Here is a 19,888-nt window from a genome sequence, read left to right on the forward strand (position 1 = left end):
GTTAAAGGGGTTTTAGAACAAGATGAAAAAAATAGCAAAACTATAAAACAACAGTTTGTAAATTATGGACTAGAAACAACAGATGTTACAAAACTTACGCATGTAATGCCTATATTACTTGATAATCCTGAGTCATTAAAAAAGGTTTTTGATGGATTTATTAAAGGTGATTATACGGGAATAGCTAAAGAATTGGTAATGTTCACTAAGGATAATCCCGAAATCAAAAAATATTTAAACGATAATAAGGAAATATTAACAGGTATTTTAGATAAAACTTTAAAAGATGTACCCGATATAAATAAGCTCGATAAGAAAGAATTATATAATATACTAACACCTATGCAATCCACCGGATAAGTTGGTTCACATCTTAGAAAATATTGAAAATAAAAAATATATTAATGTCGCTACTAGTATAGGTAGTTTAGTTTGGCAAAAAGGTCAAACGCTGAATATTATACAACAAATACCAAATGTCGTTAAAGCGGGAGTTGGTTATTTTAAATCTGAGAAGTACCTGTAGAATTAGAAAATAAAGTTTAGGCTGATGTATTACATCGTCTCAAATTTAAATAGTAAGATTAATATTGTAGGATCTAAAACAAATACACTTGCCATTACTCCTATTTCTAATAATAAAAAGAAAGACGAAATGCATAGATAAACTATACTCGCTGCATCCCCAAATTGGTATCGTCTACCAACTTTTATAGTACCATACGTTTTTTCAAAAATCCTCAATGTCATCCATGCGAAAGCAGGGATCCATGCTAAAAAATCTTTAAAATTAAAGATTTTTTATTAGATCATTTTTTTCAAATAAAGATTTAAGGAACTTTATTTGAGTGGATTCCCGCCTCCACAGGAATGACATTTAATATTTGTGCAAACTCTTCTTTGTTAGAATATTCCAATGTGGTTTTATCTTGTATCTGATTTTTAAACCAAGTAACTTGTCTTTTAGCATACTGACGGGTTCGTATTTGAGCTGCATTTAAAGCCTCATCTAAAGTGAGATTGCCATCTAAATAAGCTAAAATTTCTTGTATTCCTACAGCTTTTAAATTCACATAATCTTTAGGAGCAAATTGCTTTTTTATTAAAGCTATTTCGTCAATTGCCCCTTCTTTAAATATCTTATCTAAACGCTCATCACAAGTTTTATATAAAAATTTTCGCTCAGGATTTAAGAAGATAATTTTGAAATTAAAATCAGATAAAATTTGTTCTTTTGGTAAAGTGTGAAAGGAAAAAATAGATTTACCGGTTTGCAATAATACTTCATAAGCTCTAATTAAACGCTGAGTATCATTTTGGTTTATTTTAGAAGCAATAAGCGTATCAAGCTCCTCTAATTTATTCCATAATTCTATATTACCTATTTCAGTATGTAAGTTTCTTACTTGTTCTCGTAAATCTTCTGATATATCAGGAATATTATTATAGCCGAAAACTAAAGAATTGATATATAAACCCGTTCCACCTATTAATATAGGTAATTTGCCTCGAGCAGTTACTTCTTTTATTTTTTCTGCAGCAAGTTTGAGATATTTTACTACCGAAAAATCTTCCGTAATAGATAGAAAATTATATAAATGGTAAGTAACTTCAGCTGTATAGCTTTTCGGAGGGGAGGCGGTAATAATAGGAATTTTCTTATAAACCTGCATTGAGTCGATATTTATGATTTCGCCTTTATATGCTTTAGCCAGTTTATGCCCTAAATAAGACTTGCCGCTAGCAGTCGGCCCGCATAAAATGATTATGTCTTTAGTTGTCACTGATATATAGTTTAGTCTATAATTGTTGGATTGTTGCATGGTTCGGTTTTCCGTCATTGCGAGGAAATTACAGAGTAATTGACGAAGCAATCCAGTAAAAAATGCTGATTTACAGAATTTTTTTTCTGGATTGTCACGCAGCCTACGGCTGCTCGTAATGACGGGGTGGTATCCACATTGGCAACACCTCGCAATAATGACATCGTACAATTAAACGGTTTCAGTTTCATCAGGGTTAGTATTTCCTAAGGCCTTAGCCTCATCCACCGGTTCACTAAATGTTACGCTACTAAAGTTTTTATCATAACTAATAGTTGGCACACTAAATAAGCCTGCATCCCTGTAGTCAACTCGCAGACTCTTTAAACCGTTAGATGCTGCTACATCATCTTTAAGTTTAAAAACAAGAGAATCATCATTAGTATGCTCAAGGTCATTACGGTTTATTACTAATGGTACCTTCTGGTGAATAATATTAATATTTAATGTATTTGCACTTGGCGTCGGTATTGTAACTAATTTAGTATCAACAGAGTTATCGATTAGGTCTATTGTATATGAGTTTTGACATATTATTTCTCCTTATATTAATTTATTAATATGAGAAAAATATATAAAATAATATTTTAGAAAGCAATAATTCTTTAATTATTAATTAATAGCCCGTATTTTTCAAGATATTTATTAATTATAGCTATTATTTTCTCTAAGCTATTTTTACTAGCTGATTCAGCTCTTGCAACTATAATAGACTCGGTGTTAGAACTACGCAGTAACCACCAACCATGCTCGGTATTTACCCGTACACCGTCTATATCATTAAACTCTATTTTCTCTTCTAATAATTTTTCTTTAATCTCTTTAATAATTTGTAATTTTAACCTAGACGGAACAAATATTTTAATTTCTGGTGTACTATAGCTTTTCGGTAAATCCTCTATTATTTCATCCAGAGTCTTACTTGATTTGCTAAGTAAATCTAAAAATCTAAGTGCTGCATAAATTGCATCATCAAAGCCAAAATATTTATCGGCAAAGAATATATGCCCGCTCATTTCACCGGCGAGTAAAGCCTTTGTTTCAAGCATTTTGCTTTTAATAAAAGGATGACCTGTTCGCCATATTATAGGATTTCCGCCAAATGACCTAATTCTATCAACTATTAACTGACTGGCTTTTACATCGACTATTATGGTAACACTCGGATTTTCCTTTAAAATATCCTCAGCAAATATACATAAAATTTGATCACCGAATAATATCTTACCGCCCCCGCTTACAATACCGATTCTATCACCGTCACCGTCAAAAGCTATACCAAGGTCACAATTTTGTTCTTTAACCACTTTTATTAGCTCTTGTAAATTAGCAGGGTTGGTAGGGTCAGGGTGATGGCTTGGAAAATTACCGTCAATCCTACTATTTATGATTATGTTGTGATTAGTTAAATGCTTTTTTAACTCTTCAGTAATATTGCCCGTTGCTCCATTGCCGCAGTCCCAAAGCACTTTTAACTTTGGATTAATATTTATTCCCTCTAAAATACGTCTTAGGTATTTATGTTCTATATTATGCCCATAATATATGTCATGCCCGCGAAAGCAGAAATCCATATCTCCACTTGTATTAATCTGGATTCCTGCTTTCGTAGGAATGACATAAGGGGTGGTGGGCATGACATGACTATTCAAAACCTTTGCTAATAAATCCTGTATCTGATCACCGAAAAAAGATTTACCGTGTTGCAGCATTTTAAAGCCGTTATCGTCACGAGGGTTATGCGATCCCGTAACCATAATACTACCGGCAGGCATAAATTGTTTATCGACAAAATATAGTACAGGCGTTGGAACTACGCCAATATTTATGATTGCAGCCCCTGCATCAGTTAGTCCTAATTCTAAAGCTTTACAAAGGGTAGGGGAGCTGAGCCGACCGTCTAAACCAATACAGATTTTGCTATTATCTTTTGTGATAGTCATCTCGGCGAAACAAAAGCCGATTTTATAAGCTACTTCTTCTGTTAAATCCTTAAGGCTATTGCCTCTTATATCATAAGCTCTAAAAATTTCTTTGTTAATTTGCATAAAAAACCCTTTATGTCATTCCCGCGAAAGCTGGAATCTAGAAAATAATCTTAATAATTAATAATTATAAACATATAAAAACAAGTTTTTATATGTTTTACTGGATCCACGCTTTCGTGGGAATGACATAAAACGACCCATGCAACAACATCTACGACTACTCGCAATGACGCGTTTGCATAGTATAAAAACTAAAGCTTTCACCTAAATACACTTCCTTAACCTTTTTGCTGTTTGCTATTTCCTTAGGTTTTCCTTCTAGCAATACTTTGCCCTCAAAAATAACATAAGCACGGTCAACTATATCTAGAGTATCACGTACATTATGGTCGGTAATTAATATACCTATATTAAATTCACGTAAATAAGTAATTAGATTTTTGATATCGGAAATAGCAAGCGGATCAATACCGGCAAGCGGCTCATCAAGCATAATAAATTTAGGCCCTATTGCAAGTGAACGTGCAATCTCAAGCCTACGCCTTTCGCCGCCTGATAAGCTAGCAGCGGATAAATCTTTTAAATGAACTATCGAAAATTTCTCTAGTAAATTATGGGTTTTTTGTTCAATTACTTCTTTATCATTTTCAGATATCTCAACTACCGCTTTAATATTATCCTCAACCGATAATCCTCGAAATATCGAAGGTTCTTGAAGAAGGTAGCCAATTCCAAGCCTTGCTCGTAAATAAATAGGCAAGTTGGTAATATTTATATCATTTAAAAGTAATTGCCCTGAGTCCGGTTTCATTAAACCGATAATAATGTTAAAACAAGTTGTTTTACCGGCTCCGTTAGGACCAAATAAACCAACTATCTCTCCTTGTTTTATATTCAGAGATATATCAGTTAATATATTCCTTTTTTTATAGGATTTTGATATATTTTTAACTTGTAAGCTATCCATCTTTTTTATTTGTGTTTTGTTGTTGTATGTCATTCCCACGAAAGCGGGAATCCATTATTCACTTGTATTAAGATGGACTCCTGCTTACGCAGGAATAACATAGGTATCCATGCTGGCAAATGCTACACAATAACGTACTAAAGAACTCTATTTCTTAACAATATCTACATAATAGATTAGTTTATTAGTTTTTAAAACATTATCGTCGCGTTGTAATATTACATTACCAAGTAGAATAAGTTGTTTGTCATCAAAAAAATATTTAACACTATCTGCAAGTAATAATTCATTATTTATTCTTCTTTCTACAGTCAATTTGGTCGGAACAACTATATGGTCAATAGTTTGCTTTTCATCTATTGTTTTATAAAAAATATATAATTCTTTCGTTCTAAGTATCGCATTATCGAAGTAAACGACGACATTTCCAAGATATTCTGCCTTTTGTTTAGTTCTATCAATAATTAAAGTATCAGATGTAATATGTAAATTTGAAATATCTTTATCACTAGCATATATAGATATACTAACAGTAAGAAATACTACAAGTTTAATAATCCGATAAATCGATGATTGTAGAGACATTGCCTTTAAAAATTATAATATTATTTTCATCCCTTGTATTAAAACTATCCGAAGTAATTGCAGAGTTTTTGTAAAATAATTTAGCAGAGGAGTTGCCGGTTATATTCTTATTTACTAAATCAATCCTTGCATTGTTAGTGTTAAATATAATCTCATCAAAAAAAAGTTTTACATCATTTTTTAAATCTAATATGTTTGATCCTTCATCTAAAAAGCCTTCTTGCGCATTGATAATAAGAGTTTGGTCTTGATTTACGTTATAAATAACATTTATTATATCTAGTTTATATTTGTTACCCGACTCTTTTATAGCTCGCTCAGTTTTAATCTTATACGCATTTAAATTTTTATTTACTCCTTCAAAAATTGAATCTTTTAATATAATATTATATTGAAAATCAAAATTTTTAGTATCTTTTAAACTGTTTTTTGTAACGTTAATATTATTTTCTTCATTAATATAACCGCTTTTAATTAATATATACCCTATATACAAAATTCCAACTATTATTAAAAGATATACAGATTTCCAAATTGTTTTTCGCCGTTTATAAGAAGAGGGCATAGATTTTAGTTAACTCCCATACGTAGTAAATCATGAATATGAATAATGCCTATAATAATATTATCATCAACAATTGGTATATTAGTGATATTTTTGGCTTTCATTAAATTTAAAGCCTCTTTTGCAAATATTTCCGATGAGATATAAATAGGATTTTTGGTCATAATACTTGATGCTGTTTTTAGGTGGATTTGATCGTTAATATGACGACGTAAATCCCCATCGGTTATAATCCCTATCAAATTTTGGTTTTTATCCGTGACAAGTGTACAACCTAAACGTTTTTTATTCATAATAATTATAGTTTTGGCAAAGGAAGTATCTTCATATACTAAAGGTATTTCATCACCGCTACGCATTAGGTTTTTAATTTTTGTTAAATTAGCACCGATGGTACCTCCCGGATGATAAATTTTAAAATCATCTTTAGTAAAGCCTCGTTTTTCATGTATAACAGTCATTAAAGCATCACCTAGTGATAACATTATTAAAGATGATATAGTAGGAGCTCCAATTAAAGAAGCTTCCTGGTACTCAGGTAATATTAATAAAAAATCACTTCTTTTAGCTAAAGTAGAATTTTTATTCATTGTCATTGCAGCAATTTTTATGGAAGAGTTCTTGCAATATTCAATTATATTAAATAGTTCTTTAGTTTCACCGGAATTAGATAGCATAATTACTAGATCATTTCTTGTCACCATACCTAAATCACCGTGACTTGCTTCTGCCGGATGTAAATAAAAAGCAGGCATACCAGTTGAAGAAAAGCTAGCAGCTATTTTTCTTGCAATATAACCGCTTTTGCCTATGCCGGTTAGGATTATCCGTCCTTTGAAAGATAATAAAAATTCTATAATTCTGTTGAAGTCTTCAGGGATATTTTCAGATAATTTTTCTAAAGCACTTGCTTCACTAAAAATAACCCTCTTTGCAATGATTTGGTAATTATTTGTGTGGTTCATTATGTGCTCATTTGTGAAAATCGTCATTGCGAGCAATTAAAGGCTTTGTTGTATGGCTCATTTTATGTTATTTTTGTATGAAGACCGATGTCATGCCCGCGTAGGCGGAAATCCAGAAAAATAACTTCAAGTATCGATATAGAAGTTATAAATTTGATGAAATAAATCTAAAAAACAAGTTTTTTATAGGTTTTTACTGGATTTCCGCCTACGCGGGCATGACATCAATTGATCCACACGACAATGACATTTAATTAAAATACTTACGTTCTGTAATGGCTTCAGCAGTTTCAGCATGATTATCTTCATACCAAGCTCGTTTTTTACTAGAATCACGCCGCTCAGGTTCTGAATTTTCCTTAGAATTATTAACATTATCTTTTGGCTTTGGATTATTTGAAGATTTATCCTTATCGGCATTTTTAATAGTTAGTTTTGCTTTGCCTTTATTGTCAAAGCCTATTAGCTTAACTTTTACTATATCGCCTTGTTTTAAAACACTGCTAACCGTTTCTATTCTTTCTTCTGAAATTTCACTAATATGAACAAAGCCATCTTTAGTACCTAAATAATTAATAAAAGCACCGGAATCTAAGACTTTCATTACCGTACCGTTAAATATTTCACCGATTTCAGGCTCAACGGCAATAGCTTTAATTTTATCTAAAGCGACTTTTAGCTTATCTCTATCCGAAGCATAAACAGAAACCGTACCGTCATCGCTTATATCTATTTTAGCATCGCTAGTCTCACAAATTTCCTTTATTACTTTACCGCCCGGTCCTATAATATCTCTAATTTTATCCTTATCTATCTTTATAGTAGTAGTAGAAGGAGCATTTTTACTTAGTTTGCTATTTGGTTTACTGATAACTTTATTCATTTGCTCCAGTATATGCAAACGACCGAGTCGTGCCTGCTCTAAAGCTACTTTCATTATTTTAAAATCTACTCCGGATATTTTGATATCCATTTGTAATGCAGTAATCCCTTCGCTAGTTCCTGCAACCTTAAAGTCCATATCACCGAAATAATCTTCATCGCCGAGAATATCCGATAATACGGCAAATTTTTTGCCTTCTTTAATAAGTCCCATAGCAATACCCGCAACCGGTGCTTTTATCGGTACGCCTGCATACATTAAAGCAAGAGAACTACCGCAAACAGTTGCCATTGAAGAAGAACCGTTAGACTCCGTAGTTTCAGCAACGACTCTAATAGAATAAGGAAATTGTACTTTATTAGGTAATATTGGATTAATAGCACGCCATGCGAGTTTACCGTGTCCGACTTCACGACGACTAGGTGCTTTCATCGGCATTGCTTCATTTACAGAGTAGGGCGGGAAGATATAATTAAGCATAAAACGCTCTTTATACTCACCATCTAAACTGTCAACTAGCTGCTCATCTAAACTAGTACCGAATGTAGTGCTAACTAAGCTTTGCGTTTCCCCTCTAGTAAATAAAGCTGAACCGTGTACGGAAGGTAGCAAACCTATTTCACAAGCAATTTGTCTTATATCCGTAGTACTTCTTCCATCGATACGTCTATTTTTTTCTAAAATCTCGTTACGTAATATATCTGATTCAATAGATTTTAAAGCCGATTCGATTTGATGATTACTATATTGTTTATTTTCTATATCGCTTACAAAATGTGTAAGAACTTTTTCAGGTATTAAATCTAAATTAGTACTACGTTCCTGTTTAGATTTAATCGCAAAAGCTTGTTCAATTTCTTTTACAAATAACTTCTCAATTTCTTTCTTTAATGAGGCAGGATATAAATCTTGCATTTCAAACTTTGGTTTTTTAGCTTCTTCTGCTAGTTCTTTAATTATCTTTATTACCGGCTGGAAGCTTTCAAACCCAAATTTTACGGCTTCTAACATTTGTTCTTCAGAGAGTAAATGAGCTTCTGATTCAACCATCATTACCGAGTCTGCTGTTCCTGCAATTACTAAATCCAGCTGACTTGTTTTTAATAACTCAAGTGTCGGGTTTAAAACAAATGCACCGTTGATTAAACCTACTTTACTTGCAGCAACTATTTCTAGATAAGGAGCAGGGGATAGACTAAGTGCAGCCGATGCACCGATAATTGCAAGTATATCTACTGGAGTTTCAGGATCATATGAAAGAACAGTACAAGTTACATGAGTTTCATTAACAAAAGCCGGATGAAATAACGGTCTAATCGGTCTATCTATTAAACGAGATACTAAAACTTCTCTATCTGATGCTTTTCCCTCACGTTTAAAAAATCCCCCTGGTATCTTACCGGCAGCATATGCCATTTCTCTATAATTAATTGTTAAAGGAAAAAAACCTATACCCTCTTTTGCTTTGTTAGCTACTACAGCCGTACATAATAAAACGGAATTACCCATTTTCACCATAACTGCGCCGTCAGCCTGACGTGCTATTTTACCTGTACTAAGCTCAAGAACTTTCCCATTCCATGTAATACTCTTAGTTATTTCGTTAAACATCTATTTATCTCATTGCATAATTTATATTTTATTTTTTACTCTGAATCTTTTATTATGTCATTCCCACGAAGGCCGGAATCTATTACTTTAAAGCTTTTTAAAAGCTTGATTTATCTTGCTTTATCTTGGATTCCCGCTTCCGCGGGAATGACATAGGTACACTACTTCACCTTCCTAATGCCTAGCTTACTTATTAAATCTAAATATTCGCTAACATTATTCTTTTTAATATAGTTAAGTAATCTACGGCGGCGTCCAACTAAAATTAATAATCCACGTCTGGAAGTATGATCTTTATGGTTAGATTTAAAATGCTCGGTTAAATTATTGATTCTTTCAGTTAAGATAGCACATTGCACCGCACTTGAACCGGTATCATTTTCCGTTATAGCATATTCTTTAATTAATTGTTGTTTACGTTCTGTAGTAATCGACATCGATAATTTCTCCTTAAAATTGTTATAATAAATTAAATACCCGTAAAGAATTAAAGCAACTCTTGTTTAAGCTACCTATTGCAAGCAGAGTACCCTTATAGCGAACCCATAAAAGACTAATGTCGTCTTCATAATCAAATAGGCATTTCTGTCCATATTTAATTTGCTGTGCTTGGCTGTCAGTTGCATCAAGAACCAGGATGTCGTCCAGTATTGCTTCTATCTTTATGCTGTTTTCCTCTAGGAAATTTTTGGTAATTTCGTCAGGCGATTTAATTCGGATAGCATTTTCTTCTTTAAATATTCCAACCTGAGTACGGCGTAATTCTATCACAAATCCTAAACTTTGCAAGGACAATGCCAAATCTTTTGCTAAAATCCTTATATAAGTACCTTTTGAGCATTCCGTATAGTATATAGCGATAGCATTTTTCTTATCAAAATTTAAACATTTTAAATTATAAATAGTTATATTTCGTGGCTTTAATTCTACTTCTTTCCCCTCTCTAGCCAATTTATAAGCTCTTACACCGTTAACTTTAAGAGCTGAAAAAGCCGGCGGTATTTGTGTTACTTTACCGATAAACTTAGAACATACGGTATAAGCCTCTTCTTGAGAAGGGATATAATCTTTCGTTGCTATTACAGTGCCGGCATAATCGCCACTATCGGTTTGCAATCCAAATTTTACAGTAAAAATATAGGTTTTTCTAGCATCAATTAGCAGCTGTATCAGCTTTGTAGCTTCACCTACGGCAAGAGGTAGTATCCCTTCCGCTTCAACATCTAAAGTACCGGCATGTCCTACCTTAACTTTTTTACCGAGTTTTTTTTTACCATGCTAACCAGTTTAGCAGAACTTATACCTACTGGTTTATAAAAATTTAACCAATAATTACTCATTAATATACTTTTATAAAATAAATGGTTAATAACTTGAAACTTTTTCATCATTGTGAGAAGAATTACGTAGTAATTTAACTAAGCAATGACGATATCAACTCTTTTTAGTTAATACCTCAAATTAAACGAGTATATCCTTGACTTAAGTTTAGAAAATCTTTAATATATAACTCTAACCAATAGCAAGATATAGGTTAGACCAAATAATGACGATTAACCCCAGTAGTATAGAAAATTCTTCCTCTAAAATCAATAGCCGTTTTTCCAAACTTACCGATTATATCTGGCCTATAAAACGCCACGAAGTTTCTAAATTTTTATTCATCACCTCATTAATGTTCTGTATTTTATTTATCCAAAATCTAATCAGAGCCTTAAAAGATAGTATTGTTACTACTATGATAGGTGCCGAGACTATCTCATTTTTGAAGTTTTGGGGAGTGATGCCGTCAGCTTTCTTAATGACTGCTATATATGTAAAGCTTGTTAATAGGATAAAAGCAGAAAATATATTTTATCTTATTATATCAATTTTTTTAACATTCTTTGCTTTATTTGCCTACGTTATTTTTCCAAATCATGAAATACTGCATTTAAGCCCTGTAACCGTTCAAAATTTAACGGTAAGCTTACCTAATTTAAAATGGTTTATATTGCTTTTATCAAAATGGAGTTTTTCGCTATTTTATATAATCGCCGAATTATGGCCGAACGTAGTTTTTGCATTACTTTTTTGGCAGTTTGTTAATAATATTACTACCGTAGAAGAATCTAAAAGATTTTATCCGTTATTCGGTTTACTCAGTCAAACAGGTATTTATTTAGCAGGGCAGTTTTTAGAAAATCTAAGTAATATTAATGATTACGTAACTAATAAATTTGCATTGCAATCGTCTTTTCATACACTTTCTATACAAATTATACTAACTATAGTATTAATTTTAGGCATAATAGCTATTAAAACTTTTTGGTTGCTTAATCATAAAGTACTAGACAAAGAGCATATGGCGTTACTCAAATTTAAAGCAAAGAAAAAATCTATGACTATTGCCGAAAGTTTTCAGATGATTCTATCGTCAAGACATATTAGATTAATTGCAACTTTACTTATCTGCTATGGCATTGCCATTAATTTAGTAGAAGGTCCTTGGAAAGCAGCAGCTACTAAAATTTATAAAACTCCAACCGAATATGCAGCTTTTATAGGAAGTTATTTGAGCTACACTGGAGTATTTACTATTTTATTTGTCGTACTTGGTTCAAATATAGTTAGGAGACTTGGCTGGTTTACGGCGGCTGTTATCACACCTTTAATAGTTTTTATTACCGGTATATTATTTTTTGCTGTTAATAACTTTGAAGGATTTGCCGGCTTAATAATAGCAAATTTTATTCTAACTGATCCTGCTTTAATTGCTATAACAATAGGTGCTATTCAAAATGTACTGAGTAAATCAAGTAAATATACCTTATTTGATTCAACAAAAGAAATGGCTTATGTTCCTTTAGATCCGGAAATAAAAATAAAAGGTAAAGCTGCTGCCGACGTGATAGGTACAAAACTAGGTAAATCCGGTAGTGCATTTTTACAATCATTGGTATTTATAATATTACCTTCCACTAGTTACCAATCTATTTCCATCTGTTTAATGATTATATTTATAATTACTTGTTTAACTTGGCTTTGGGCAACTAAAGAACTCAATAAAGCATATAAAAATTCCATTAAATTTTTTCAATAATAATATCAGTTTTTTCTTGATATTACTAAAATCTATATATACTATCCTTGACAGTATAACACAAACTGTGAAAAACGCAGTGTTATTTGTTTTAATGTCATTGCGAAGAAATTACGAAATAATTGATGCAGCAATCTCAGGCAAAATTCCTGAGATTGCCACGCTCCTTTTAGTCGCTTGCAATGATGGCTCGGTATTCACGCGGGCAATAACATAATTACTTACAGTTTGTGCTAATTAATTTTTGGTTAAATTAGAGGTTTTATGAGTAAAGATAATACTGGATATGAAAATGATGAAGAATATGAGTCCGATATAGATGAAAAAAAACAAGAGAAAGCTGCTCCTGCTCAACCTACACTAGATACAGCTGATGATGGTTTTAGCTTTACCCCTGCATCTTCTACTCAATCTACCCCTTCCATTAGTACTTTATCGGACACTATTTCCCATGACGGTCAGACATCAGACCCAATAACCAAGGCTGTAAGAGAAACAATTATACAACCACAAAAAGATGAGATAGCAGAACAAATATTAAAAGACCTGGCAGCCCTTGTAGACCGTGATTTAGCTGAACAAAAAAGAAAAGAAATAGAAGAGGAAAAAGAAAAAATAAAACGTTAAGTGCTTTTTTCGGTAACCCGGCTAATAGAGAATTGATTGATAAGGCTTTAGAAAAGCCTGAACTTAAAAAGAAATTAGAAGCAATAGAAATAGCAGGTTATAAAAATGTTTTCTTAACATATAGTGCCGCTAATGGATATCAGGGTGGATTTAAGCCGGTACAGTGGGAAAACCAAATAAGTGCAAGCGATCTTAGAGCCACGGTCGTTAAAAATGATGCAGGCGATGAACTCTGTACCTTAAATGAAACAACTGTTAAAACTAAGCCTTTTACTGTAGCTAAACAAGACGGTACTCAGGTTCAAATCAATTCATATAGAAAAATAGATTTTCCTATAAAACTTGATAAAGCCGATGGGTCAATGCATTTGTCGATGGTAGCATTAAAATCTGATGGCACAAAACCATCTAAAGATAAAGCAGTATATTTCACTGCTCACTACGAAGAAGGGCCAAATGGTAAACCTCAACTTAAAGAAATAAGCTCACCGAAACCTTTAAAATTTGCCGGAGATGGACCGGATGCGGTAGCTTATATTGAGCATGGCGGAGAAATTTATACACTTGCGGTAACACGCGGTAAATATAAAGAAATGATGAAAGAGGTAGAACTACACCAAGGGCAGAGCGTTGACTTATCACAAACTATAGCTAAAGATTTAACAAAGGTACAAGGTCGATCTCAGGAAACACTTCAACCAATAATAACTCCGAATCAAGAATTAAAATCATCTATTGAAACACCTACCACTACACAAGTACCTCCAATTACTCCTGCCAGCCAACCACTGCAAACTGAGACTGCACAAATGCCACAGTCGCAACAAGTGAATCCAAACCTTCTTAATGCAGCTACAGCTTTATCAGGCAGCATGCAAGATTTATTAAATTATGTAAATGCAGGTTTAACAAAAGAAAAAGATGGTAATACACAAATTGATTTAATTAACGCAGCAGCTACGGCAATTCTTAATAATGAGAAAGAAAAGCAGGCTAATATCATTGTTTTAACTGAAAATACGGTCAATAACAACGCCCTCACACCGGATACAAAAGTAGCTGGAGTAAACGCGGTATTAGAAAACATAAAAAATAATCAGAATACCCCAGACCTAGAAAAATCAAAAATGCTTGAAGCTACAGTAGCTATCGCATTAAATTCAGAGAATCTTGCACCGAAGCAAAAACAGCAAATGTTAGAAAAGGCAGTAGATGTCGGTTTAAATCTTAAAGATGATACAAGTAGAGCTGTGGCAATTGACGGTATTACGGATACTGTAATAAAAAGTAACCTTTCTACTAAAGATAAAGGGACAATGCTTATAGCAGTAGGTGATAAGGTTAATGCCTCTGAATTAAGCAATGCGGAAAAACAACAATTATTAGGTTCTGTATTAAAGAAAGGTGTAGAAACCCAAGTCCTCAGTCCGGAACAACAACAATTGATGCAACAGAATTTAGATAAGATTACAGCGGAACAAACTAAAAATGCCAAAATAACAGAGGTGCAAGGTATTTTAGCTAACCCTGCATTTAATACTATCGCTAAAACTGAAGCAATACAAAATGTTACTACAAAGGTTTTAGATAGTCCGATTAAAGCAGAAATAAAAGGTGAAACGCTTGAAAGTATTACTAAGGTAGTTGCTGAGAGTCCTTTGAACGGTCAAGATAAAGTAGACATTGTTAAAGGTATGGGAGAAGCTATAGCTAGTCATAAAACTATGTCACCTACAGAAAAAATTTCTGCTATAGAATCCGTAGAAACAGGGGTAGCCGAAAGTATAACAGCTTTGGAAGATAAAAAGTTAATGACTAAAGGGTTAGTAGATGGTATTTATGAAGACAAAGCAAATCCTGAAATGACGAAAGCTGTTTCTAGAGGGGTTGATAAGAGTACTGCTAGACCGGAAGATAAACAAGCTCTTAAAGATGCAGCGAGTGAGGTAGCTTTAGATAGAGAAACTCAAAATTTCACTAAAGGGTTAAAAGAACAGAATTTAGAAAAACCTAAGCCTCGCGATGATATATATAATAAAGCTCAAGATGTAGCTGAGGCATTAAAAAATGTTATTACCCCTGTTTTAGATGCGCATCCTGAAAAACGTGAAGTCTCAGAAGAAGAAGTTATGAAAAAAACTTCCAGTATATTAAATGATATCTCTAATCTTACAATTGAAAAAGTTAATAATTTTCGTGCTATGCTCTCTCCAGATAGTAATCTTAAAACTCTTGAAGAAAAAAAAGCTGAAGCAACAAAAAAAGTAGATGAGCTGGTAAAGGAATTTGGTACTAAATCTTCTACTGAAGAACAGCAAAGTTTCATTAAAGCTAATTTAACTGATGATAAAACTTTATCTAAAGAGGTACGTTTACAAACTATAGATAAGTTATTACAAGAACAAGCACAAAAACGAGCAAAAGCAATTGAAAACCCTAATGTTAAAACAGAAGATGTAAGGGTAGTATCAGAACAGTCCGAATTAAAACCTATAAGTAACGATGAGCCGGGTATTGAAAAAACTAAAATGGTAGTAGGAAGAGATCGAGTTAATATTAAAGATAATATAAAAATTATAGGAGCATTAATGAATGCAAGAGATAGCATTATTCAGTCGGAAAATTTAAATAAATCAATACCTATTAAAAAAGAGTCTTCCTTGCCGCCACGCTAATCAAGATTTGTATGCTGTATGTTATAATGGCAAGCAATGTTCATTCCTGCGAAGCATTGTTACGTGGATCGGTTTTACCTCTGTCAATCCCATGGCTTGTCCACGGTATGACATCGAATGCGTTTTGTGGTCCACGCAACAATACCTTTCTGCGAACGCAGGAAGCATGTTTTTTATATGGTTATTTTATCAATGATGGTTATACTTTTGCTAGATTCCTACTTTCGCGGGAATGACATTGAGATAGCTCCATAAAGCTGCTTTTAGCTAAGAAATAATTATATGGACTATTTGGTCGAAGCTTGTGCCCTATGTGTACTTTCAAATCATACTGGCTATGGCTATTTTTTCTTAACTTCTTATATCTCTTTATAAATTCGTTACCAAAGTAACTTCATTATATCTTCCCTTCACCTAAAGGCAAGGGATTTTGTATCCCCCATAGGAACATTAAATATTTTATGAGCTAGCTTTTAGCTTATCTTTTCCGGCTAAACATTTTACTAGATTATTAACGGCTTGTTGTTCTTCCGTGCTATTAATTTTCATAAAATTTCTTGAAACTTCAATGCACATACGTTGATGTTGAGTATGTACAGGCTGCGGTTTATTAGCTTCTTCTAAACCTTCAAAGAAATAATCAATATTCCTATCTAAAGCTTCTGCTATTAGTACTAGCCTTCCTACAGAAATTCTATTAATTGCTTTTTCGTATTTTTGTAATTGTTGATGAGTAACATCAATTACTTCAGCAAGTTGTTGACGAGATAACCCCTTAGCAAGTCTTAAAGAATAAATTTTCTTACCGATAAAACTATCAATTTTTTGTATAATATCGTTTTTTCTACCCATTACTTTCTCCTTGGTTACTAATTATATCTATATTTAAAAATTTTCTTTAAACAAAAATGATATTATCATATATTATTATAAAATATGTGGTTATCAATAATTTTATACTATTAAGCTTATCCAATTGTAAGTAGAAATAATACCATAAATTAATATTATAAGCAACTATAAAATAATATTTTGAAGTTTTTTGTAATCATTTGGTAAATCATTATTAAAGAATCGTGCAAAATTATTTCTTATCAAATAAAAATAGCATAAGAGCTTTACAATTATTTTAAAGATACAATATGAATATCTTATGTTTTAAAAACTTATTTACTGAGGTATAAATTACAATTTATACAAAAATAAATTTTGGTGCATTATAGGAAAAATATAAAACTAATGCAAGAAAAAATTTCATTTCTATATCAATATTTCAAATTAAAGATAAAATATAGTTTCATTTTAATTATAAATTAATTATTTACAGCGAACTTATTTAAGGTTAAATATAAAATTAATAATAACAACTAAAGCTTATAATGAGAAAAATTTTTAATTGTCTTTACGTAGCCTTATTTAGAATAATAGAAGATGATGGCGTTGAACATTCGGGATATATGTCATTCATGATACTTTTATCTATTTTCCCTTTCCTAGTATTCTTATTAGCTTTAACAAGCTTTTTAGGAGCTTCAGAACTTGGTCAAAATTTTATACAAATTTTTCTAGAGAGTCTTCCGGAACAAGCAACAGAATCAATAGAAAAGAGAATACGAGAATTACTAAGTGCTCCTCCTCAAAGTTTAATGAATCTTGCCATAGTAGGCAGTATTTGGACTGCTTCTTCTTTTGTAGAATGTTTAAGGACTATTTTAAATCGTGTATATCAAATAAAATCTCCCCCACCTTATATAAGAAGAAGATTACTTAGTATTATACAGTTTCTTATAATTAGTGCCTTGATTACTTTTACTATGTTTCTTTTAGTGGTGATTCCAATATTATTTACAAAAATTCCGATAATATTAGAGACCATTGAAAAATATAAGATCATTTTAAATTTTACAAGATATTCTTTAATTTTAATTTTATTATTTTTAGGTGCCTCATCTTTGTATTATATATTACCTAATGTAAAACTAAATTTTATTGATGTATTTCCAGGGGCTTTATTAACTGTGATATTATGGGTAATAAGCGGCTATTTACTTTCAACATATATAGTCTACTATAATCAACTAAATCTAATGTATGGTTCCCTTGGTAGTATAATAGTTACATTAATATTCTTCTATATTATAAATATGATATTTATCTATGGTGCGGAATTTAATTATCTAATGAAAAATTATGAAAATATAGAGTGAAGTGCGGCTTAAAACACTTCATAAGTATTTAGTTCTATAAAAATAAAATAATTAATTGAAACAATTTCGGCAGTTTTATATTTAAAACTTTATATCAATCTTTATTTTAGTTGTAAAAAACAATTGTTTTTAGTTTTAGGTTTTATGAACAAAGTACAATTTATTTAAAAAAGTCCGGTTTAAATAACATAAAGCTCTCTTGAGCTGACGCCGGTAATGGAGTTAAATTATATTGCGGATCGAAAGCGTTCCCGTAAATTTTTTCTATTTTTTGGAGCGAACTTGGAGATTTTAAAGCCAACAATATTGACTTTAAAATAGTAAAAATTGCTATATATTGATCGGTTTCGGGAGAAGATAAGCGATGCTCTAAACGTTTGGGAAAAGAATGAGGAGTTCGTACTGCTACGCTTCTATTATTTCCACCGTACGATATATGAGTAGGAGCCATAAATTGTTTATTTATTCGTAAATAATCTAGAGTAGTAGGCATAAAAGCGAGTAGTGTATCTAGCATATAGTGACATAGCCCTTGTGCTGCTAAAATTATATAATAATCATTGAACTCAGGATTAAAATTAATATGAAAATGCATACTATTACCATAATCATCCAAAAATGGCTTAGGAGAAAAATCTATATATCCTTTTAACTGCTGTGCAATTTTTTTTAAAATATTTTTAACCTCTAATATATTTTTTATATATTGTATTAAGTTTACAGAAGGAGGGAGATCTATTTCAAATTGGTTATTGCCTTTTTCTTTTTTTATTTTAGCAATTTTGAATCTAGCTAAGTATTTGCTTGAAAGTATTTCAAATTTAGCTATATCAATATTGTGACTTAAATAAAACTCTATTTCTACGCCTATAATAGGAATTAGGTTATAGTCTTGGTGAAATTGTGCTATTATTTTTTCCAACTGTTTATTTTTTTGTAAACGTTTGGATAAAGTATTAATAAAACTATTATAATTAATATATGGTAGTTTCATGGAAAGATTAATCAACAAATCAGTTTATTATAAAATTTTTGATAAAACATTCAATAATTCTAGTCATAGATATATTAAAAAAAATAACTCTATAAATGAAGCAGAAATAGTTGAAAATAAAAAATCTATTACTACTTATTTTAAAGCACAAGATATTTTAATTTTAAACCAAGTACATAGCAATCAAATTGTTAATGCTGATAAGTCCATAATTGCCGTACCTGAAGCAGACGGCAGCATTACAACTAAAAAAAATTTAGTATTAGCTGTACAATCGGCAGATTGTGTACCGGTACTACTTGCAAGCGGCGATGGTAAAATAATAGGAGCGGCACACGCAGGTTGGAAAGGAAGCATAAACAATATTATTAGTAATATAGTTACTAAAATGACAGAAAAAGGAGCAAAGAATTTAATAGCAGTGATCGGTCCTGCTATAGCTCAAAGTTCATATGAAGTTGATGATGAATATTGTAAAACTTTCTTAAGTAAAGATATTAACAATAAACAGTTTTTTATAAACTCGATAAAAGAAAATCATTATATGTTTGATTTACCGGCTTTTGTAGAGTTAAAACTTAAAGAAGCAGGCGTTAAAGATATAAAAAATATTGCTGAAAATACTTACACAAATCCATTAAAATATCCAAGTAAAAGACGCTCATATCATTTGCAAGAACCTTACAATCAGAATATATTATCAGCTATCGTAATTAAATAACAGTATTGTTAAATAAATATTGATGGTTTGAAAAAGCTACATCATTGCCAGCGGACATAAGCTACGTGGATACCACTCCGTCATTGCAAGCAGAAACTGCAAATTTCGACGAAGCAAGGAAGAAAAAAATTCTGTAAATCAGAATTTTTTAATTATTTTTCTGGATTATCACGTTGCTTCGCTCCTCGCAATGAC

At 31.7% G+C, this 19,888-nt stretch carries 13 protein-coding genes and 3 pseudogenes; 5 read left to right on the top strand and 11 right to left on the bottom strand.

Annotated features, from left to right (window positions below; translation table 11 throughout):
• Positions 1–502 (top strand): annotated as a pseudogene (locus A452_RS11915) (uL10 family ribosomal protein); the annotation flags it as partial.
• Positions 503–830: 328 nt separating this feature from the next.
• On the opposite strand, the gene miaA reads toward A452_RS11915, so the two are convergent.
• From miaA to truB, 9 genes and pseudogenes are all read right to left on the bottom strand, one after another.
• Positions 831–1,784 carry a tRNA (adenosine(37)-N6)-dimethylallyltransferase MiaA gene (gene miaA, locus A452_RS0103070; protein WP_014412743.1) on the bottom strand — a complete coding sequence of 318 codons (954 nt, stop codon included), beginning with the start codon at positions 1,782–1,784 and terminating at the stop codon, positions 831–833.
• A gap of 644 nt (positions 1,785–2,428) precedes the next feature.
• On the bottom strand, positions 2,429–3,871 hold the full coding sequence (locus tag A452_RS0103080; RefSeq protein WP_014412741.1) for a phosphomannomutase/phosphoglucomutase: 1,443 nt from the start codon (positions 3,869–3,871) through the stop codon (positions 2,429–2,431).
• 157 nt (positions 3,872–4,028) lie between these two features.
• Positions 4,029–4,778 carry an LPS export ABC transporter ATP-binding protein gene (gene lptB, locus A452_RS0103085; RefSeq protein WP_014412740.1) on the bottom strand — a complete coding sequence of 250 codons (750 nt, stop codon included), beginning with the start codon at positions 4,776–4,778 and terminating at the stop codon, positions 4,029–4,031.
• Positions 4,779–4,925: 147 nt separating this feature from the next.
• Positions 4,926–5,363, bottom strand: a complete 438-nt coding sequence (locus A452_RS0103090; protein ID WP_014412739.1) for an LptA/OstA family protein — start codon at positions 5,361–5,363, stop codon at positions 4,926–4,928.
• Entirely contained in the window at positions 5,329–5,928 is a 600-nt protein-coding gene (gene lptC / locus A452_RS0103095) for an LPS export ABC transporter periplasmic protein LptC (RefSeq protein ID WP_014412738.1), read from the bottom strand. The genes A452_RS0103090 and lptC overlap by 35 nt, the downstream gene beginning before the upstream one ends.
• A 5-nt stretch (positions 5,929–5,933) precedes the next feature.
• Positions 5,934–6,893: a KpsF/GutQ family sugar-phosphate isomerase gene (locus tag A452_RS0103100; RefSeq protein WP_014412737.1), complete on the bottom strand. Its 960-nt coding sequence runs from the start codon at positions 6,891–6,893 to the stop codon at positions 5,934–5,936.
• A 250-nt stretch (positions 6,894–7,143) separates the two neighbouring features.
• Positions 7,144–9,387, bottom strand: a complete 2,244-nt coding sequence (gene pnp, locus A452_RS0103105; protein ID WP_014412736.1) for a polyribonucleotide nucleotidyltransferase — start codon at positions 9,385–9,387, stop codon at positions 7,144–7,146.
• A 161-nt stretch (positions 9,388–9,548) separates the two neighbouring features.
• Positions 9,549–9,824 (bottom strand): 30S ribosomal protein S15, encoded by a 276-nt coding sequence (gene rpsO, locus A452_RS0103110; protein ID WP_014412735.1) that lies wholly within the window; start codon positions 9,822–9,824, stop codon positions 9,549–9,551.
• A 22-nt stretch (positions 9,825–9,846) separates the two neighbouring features.
• Positions 9,847–10,727 (bottom strand): annotated as a pseudogene (gene truB, locus A452_RS08200) (tRNA pseudouridine(55) synthase TruB).
• Between the two features lie 206 nt (positions 10,728–10,933).
• Here truB and tlc4 point away from each other — a divergent pair.
• A complete protein-coding gene (gene tlc4 / locus A452_RS0103120; RefSeq protein WP_014412733.1) occupies positions 10,934–12,469 on the top strand; it encodes an NTP/NDP exchange transporter Tlc4 in 1,536 nt (511 codons plus the stop codon).
• 264 nt (positions 12,470–12,733) lie between these two features.
• A pseudogene (locus A452_RS08205) lies at positions 12,734–15,771 on the top strand (Sca4 family spreading effector).
• 459 nt (positions 15,772–16,230) lie between these two features.
• Here A452_RS08205 and A452_RS0103130 read toward each other — a convergent pair.
• Positions 16,231–16,623 (bottom strand): helix-turn-helix domain-containing protein, encoded by a 393-nt coding sequence (locus tag A452_RS0103130; protein ID WP_014412731.1) that lies wholly within the window; start codon positions 16,621–16,623, stop codon positions 16,231–16,233.
• A gap of 527 nt (positions 16,624–17,150) precedes the next feature.
• Here A452_RS0103130 and A452_RS0103135 point away from each other — a divergent pair.
• Positions 17,151–17,978, top strand: coding sequence for a YihY/virulence factor BrkB family protein (locus A452_RS0103135; RefSeq protein WP_014412730.1), 828 nt, complete (start codon positions 17,151–17,153; stop codon positions 17,976–17,978).
• Positions 17,979–18,138: 160 nt separating this feature from the next.
• Here A452_RS0103135 and A452_RS0103140 read toward each other — a convergent pair whose 3' ends face one another.
• On the bottom strand, positions 18,139–18,972 hold the full coding sequence (locus A452_RS0103140; protein WP_014412729.1) for a type I glutamate--ammonia ligase: 834 nt from the start codon (positions 18,970–18,972) through the stop codon (positions 18,139–18,141).
• Between A452_RS0103140 and pgeF the strand changes: the two genes are divergently transcribed.
• Entirely contained in the window at positions 18,971–19,693 is a 723-nt protein-coding gene (gene pgeF, locus A452_RS0103145; protein ID WP_014412728.1) for a peptidoglycan editing factor PgeF, read from the top strand. The two genes, A452_RS0103140 and pgeF, sit on opposite strands and share 2 nt — an antisense overlap.
• Positions 19,694–19,888: the final 195 nt, after the last annotated feature.

This window comes from Rickettsia australis str. Phillips, from assembly GCF_000273745.1.
In the GTDB taxonomy this organism is placed as follows: Bacteria; Pseudomonadota; Alphaproteobacteria; order Rickettsiales; family Rickettsiaceae; genus Rickettsia; species Rickettsia australis.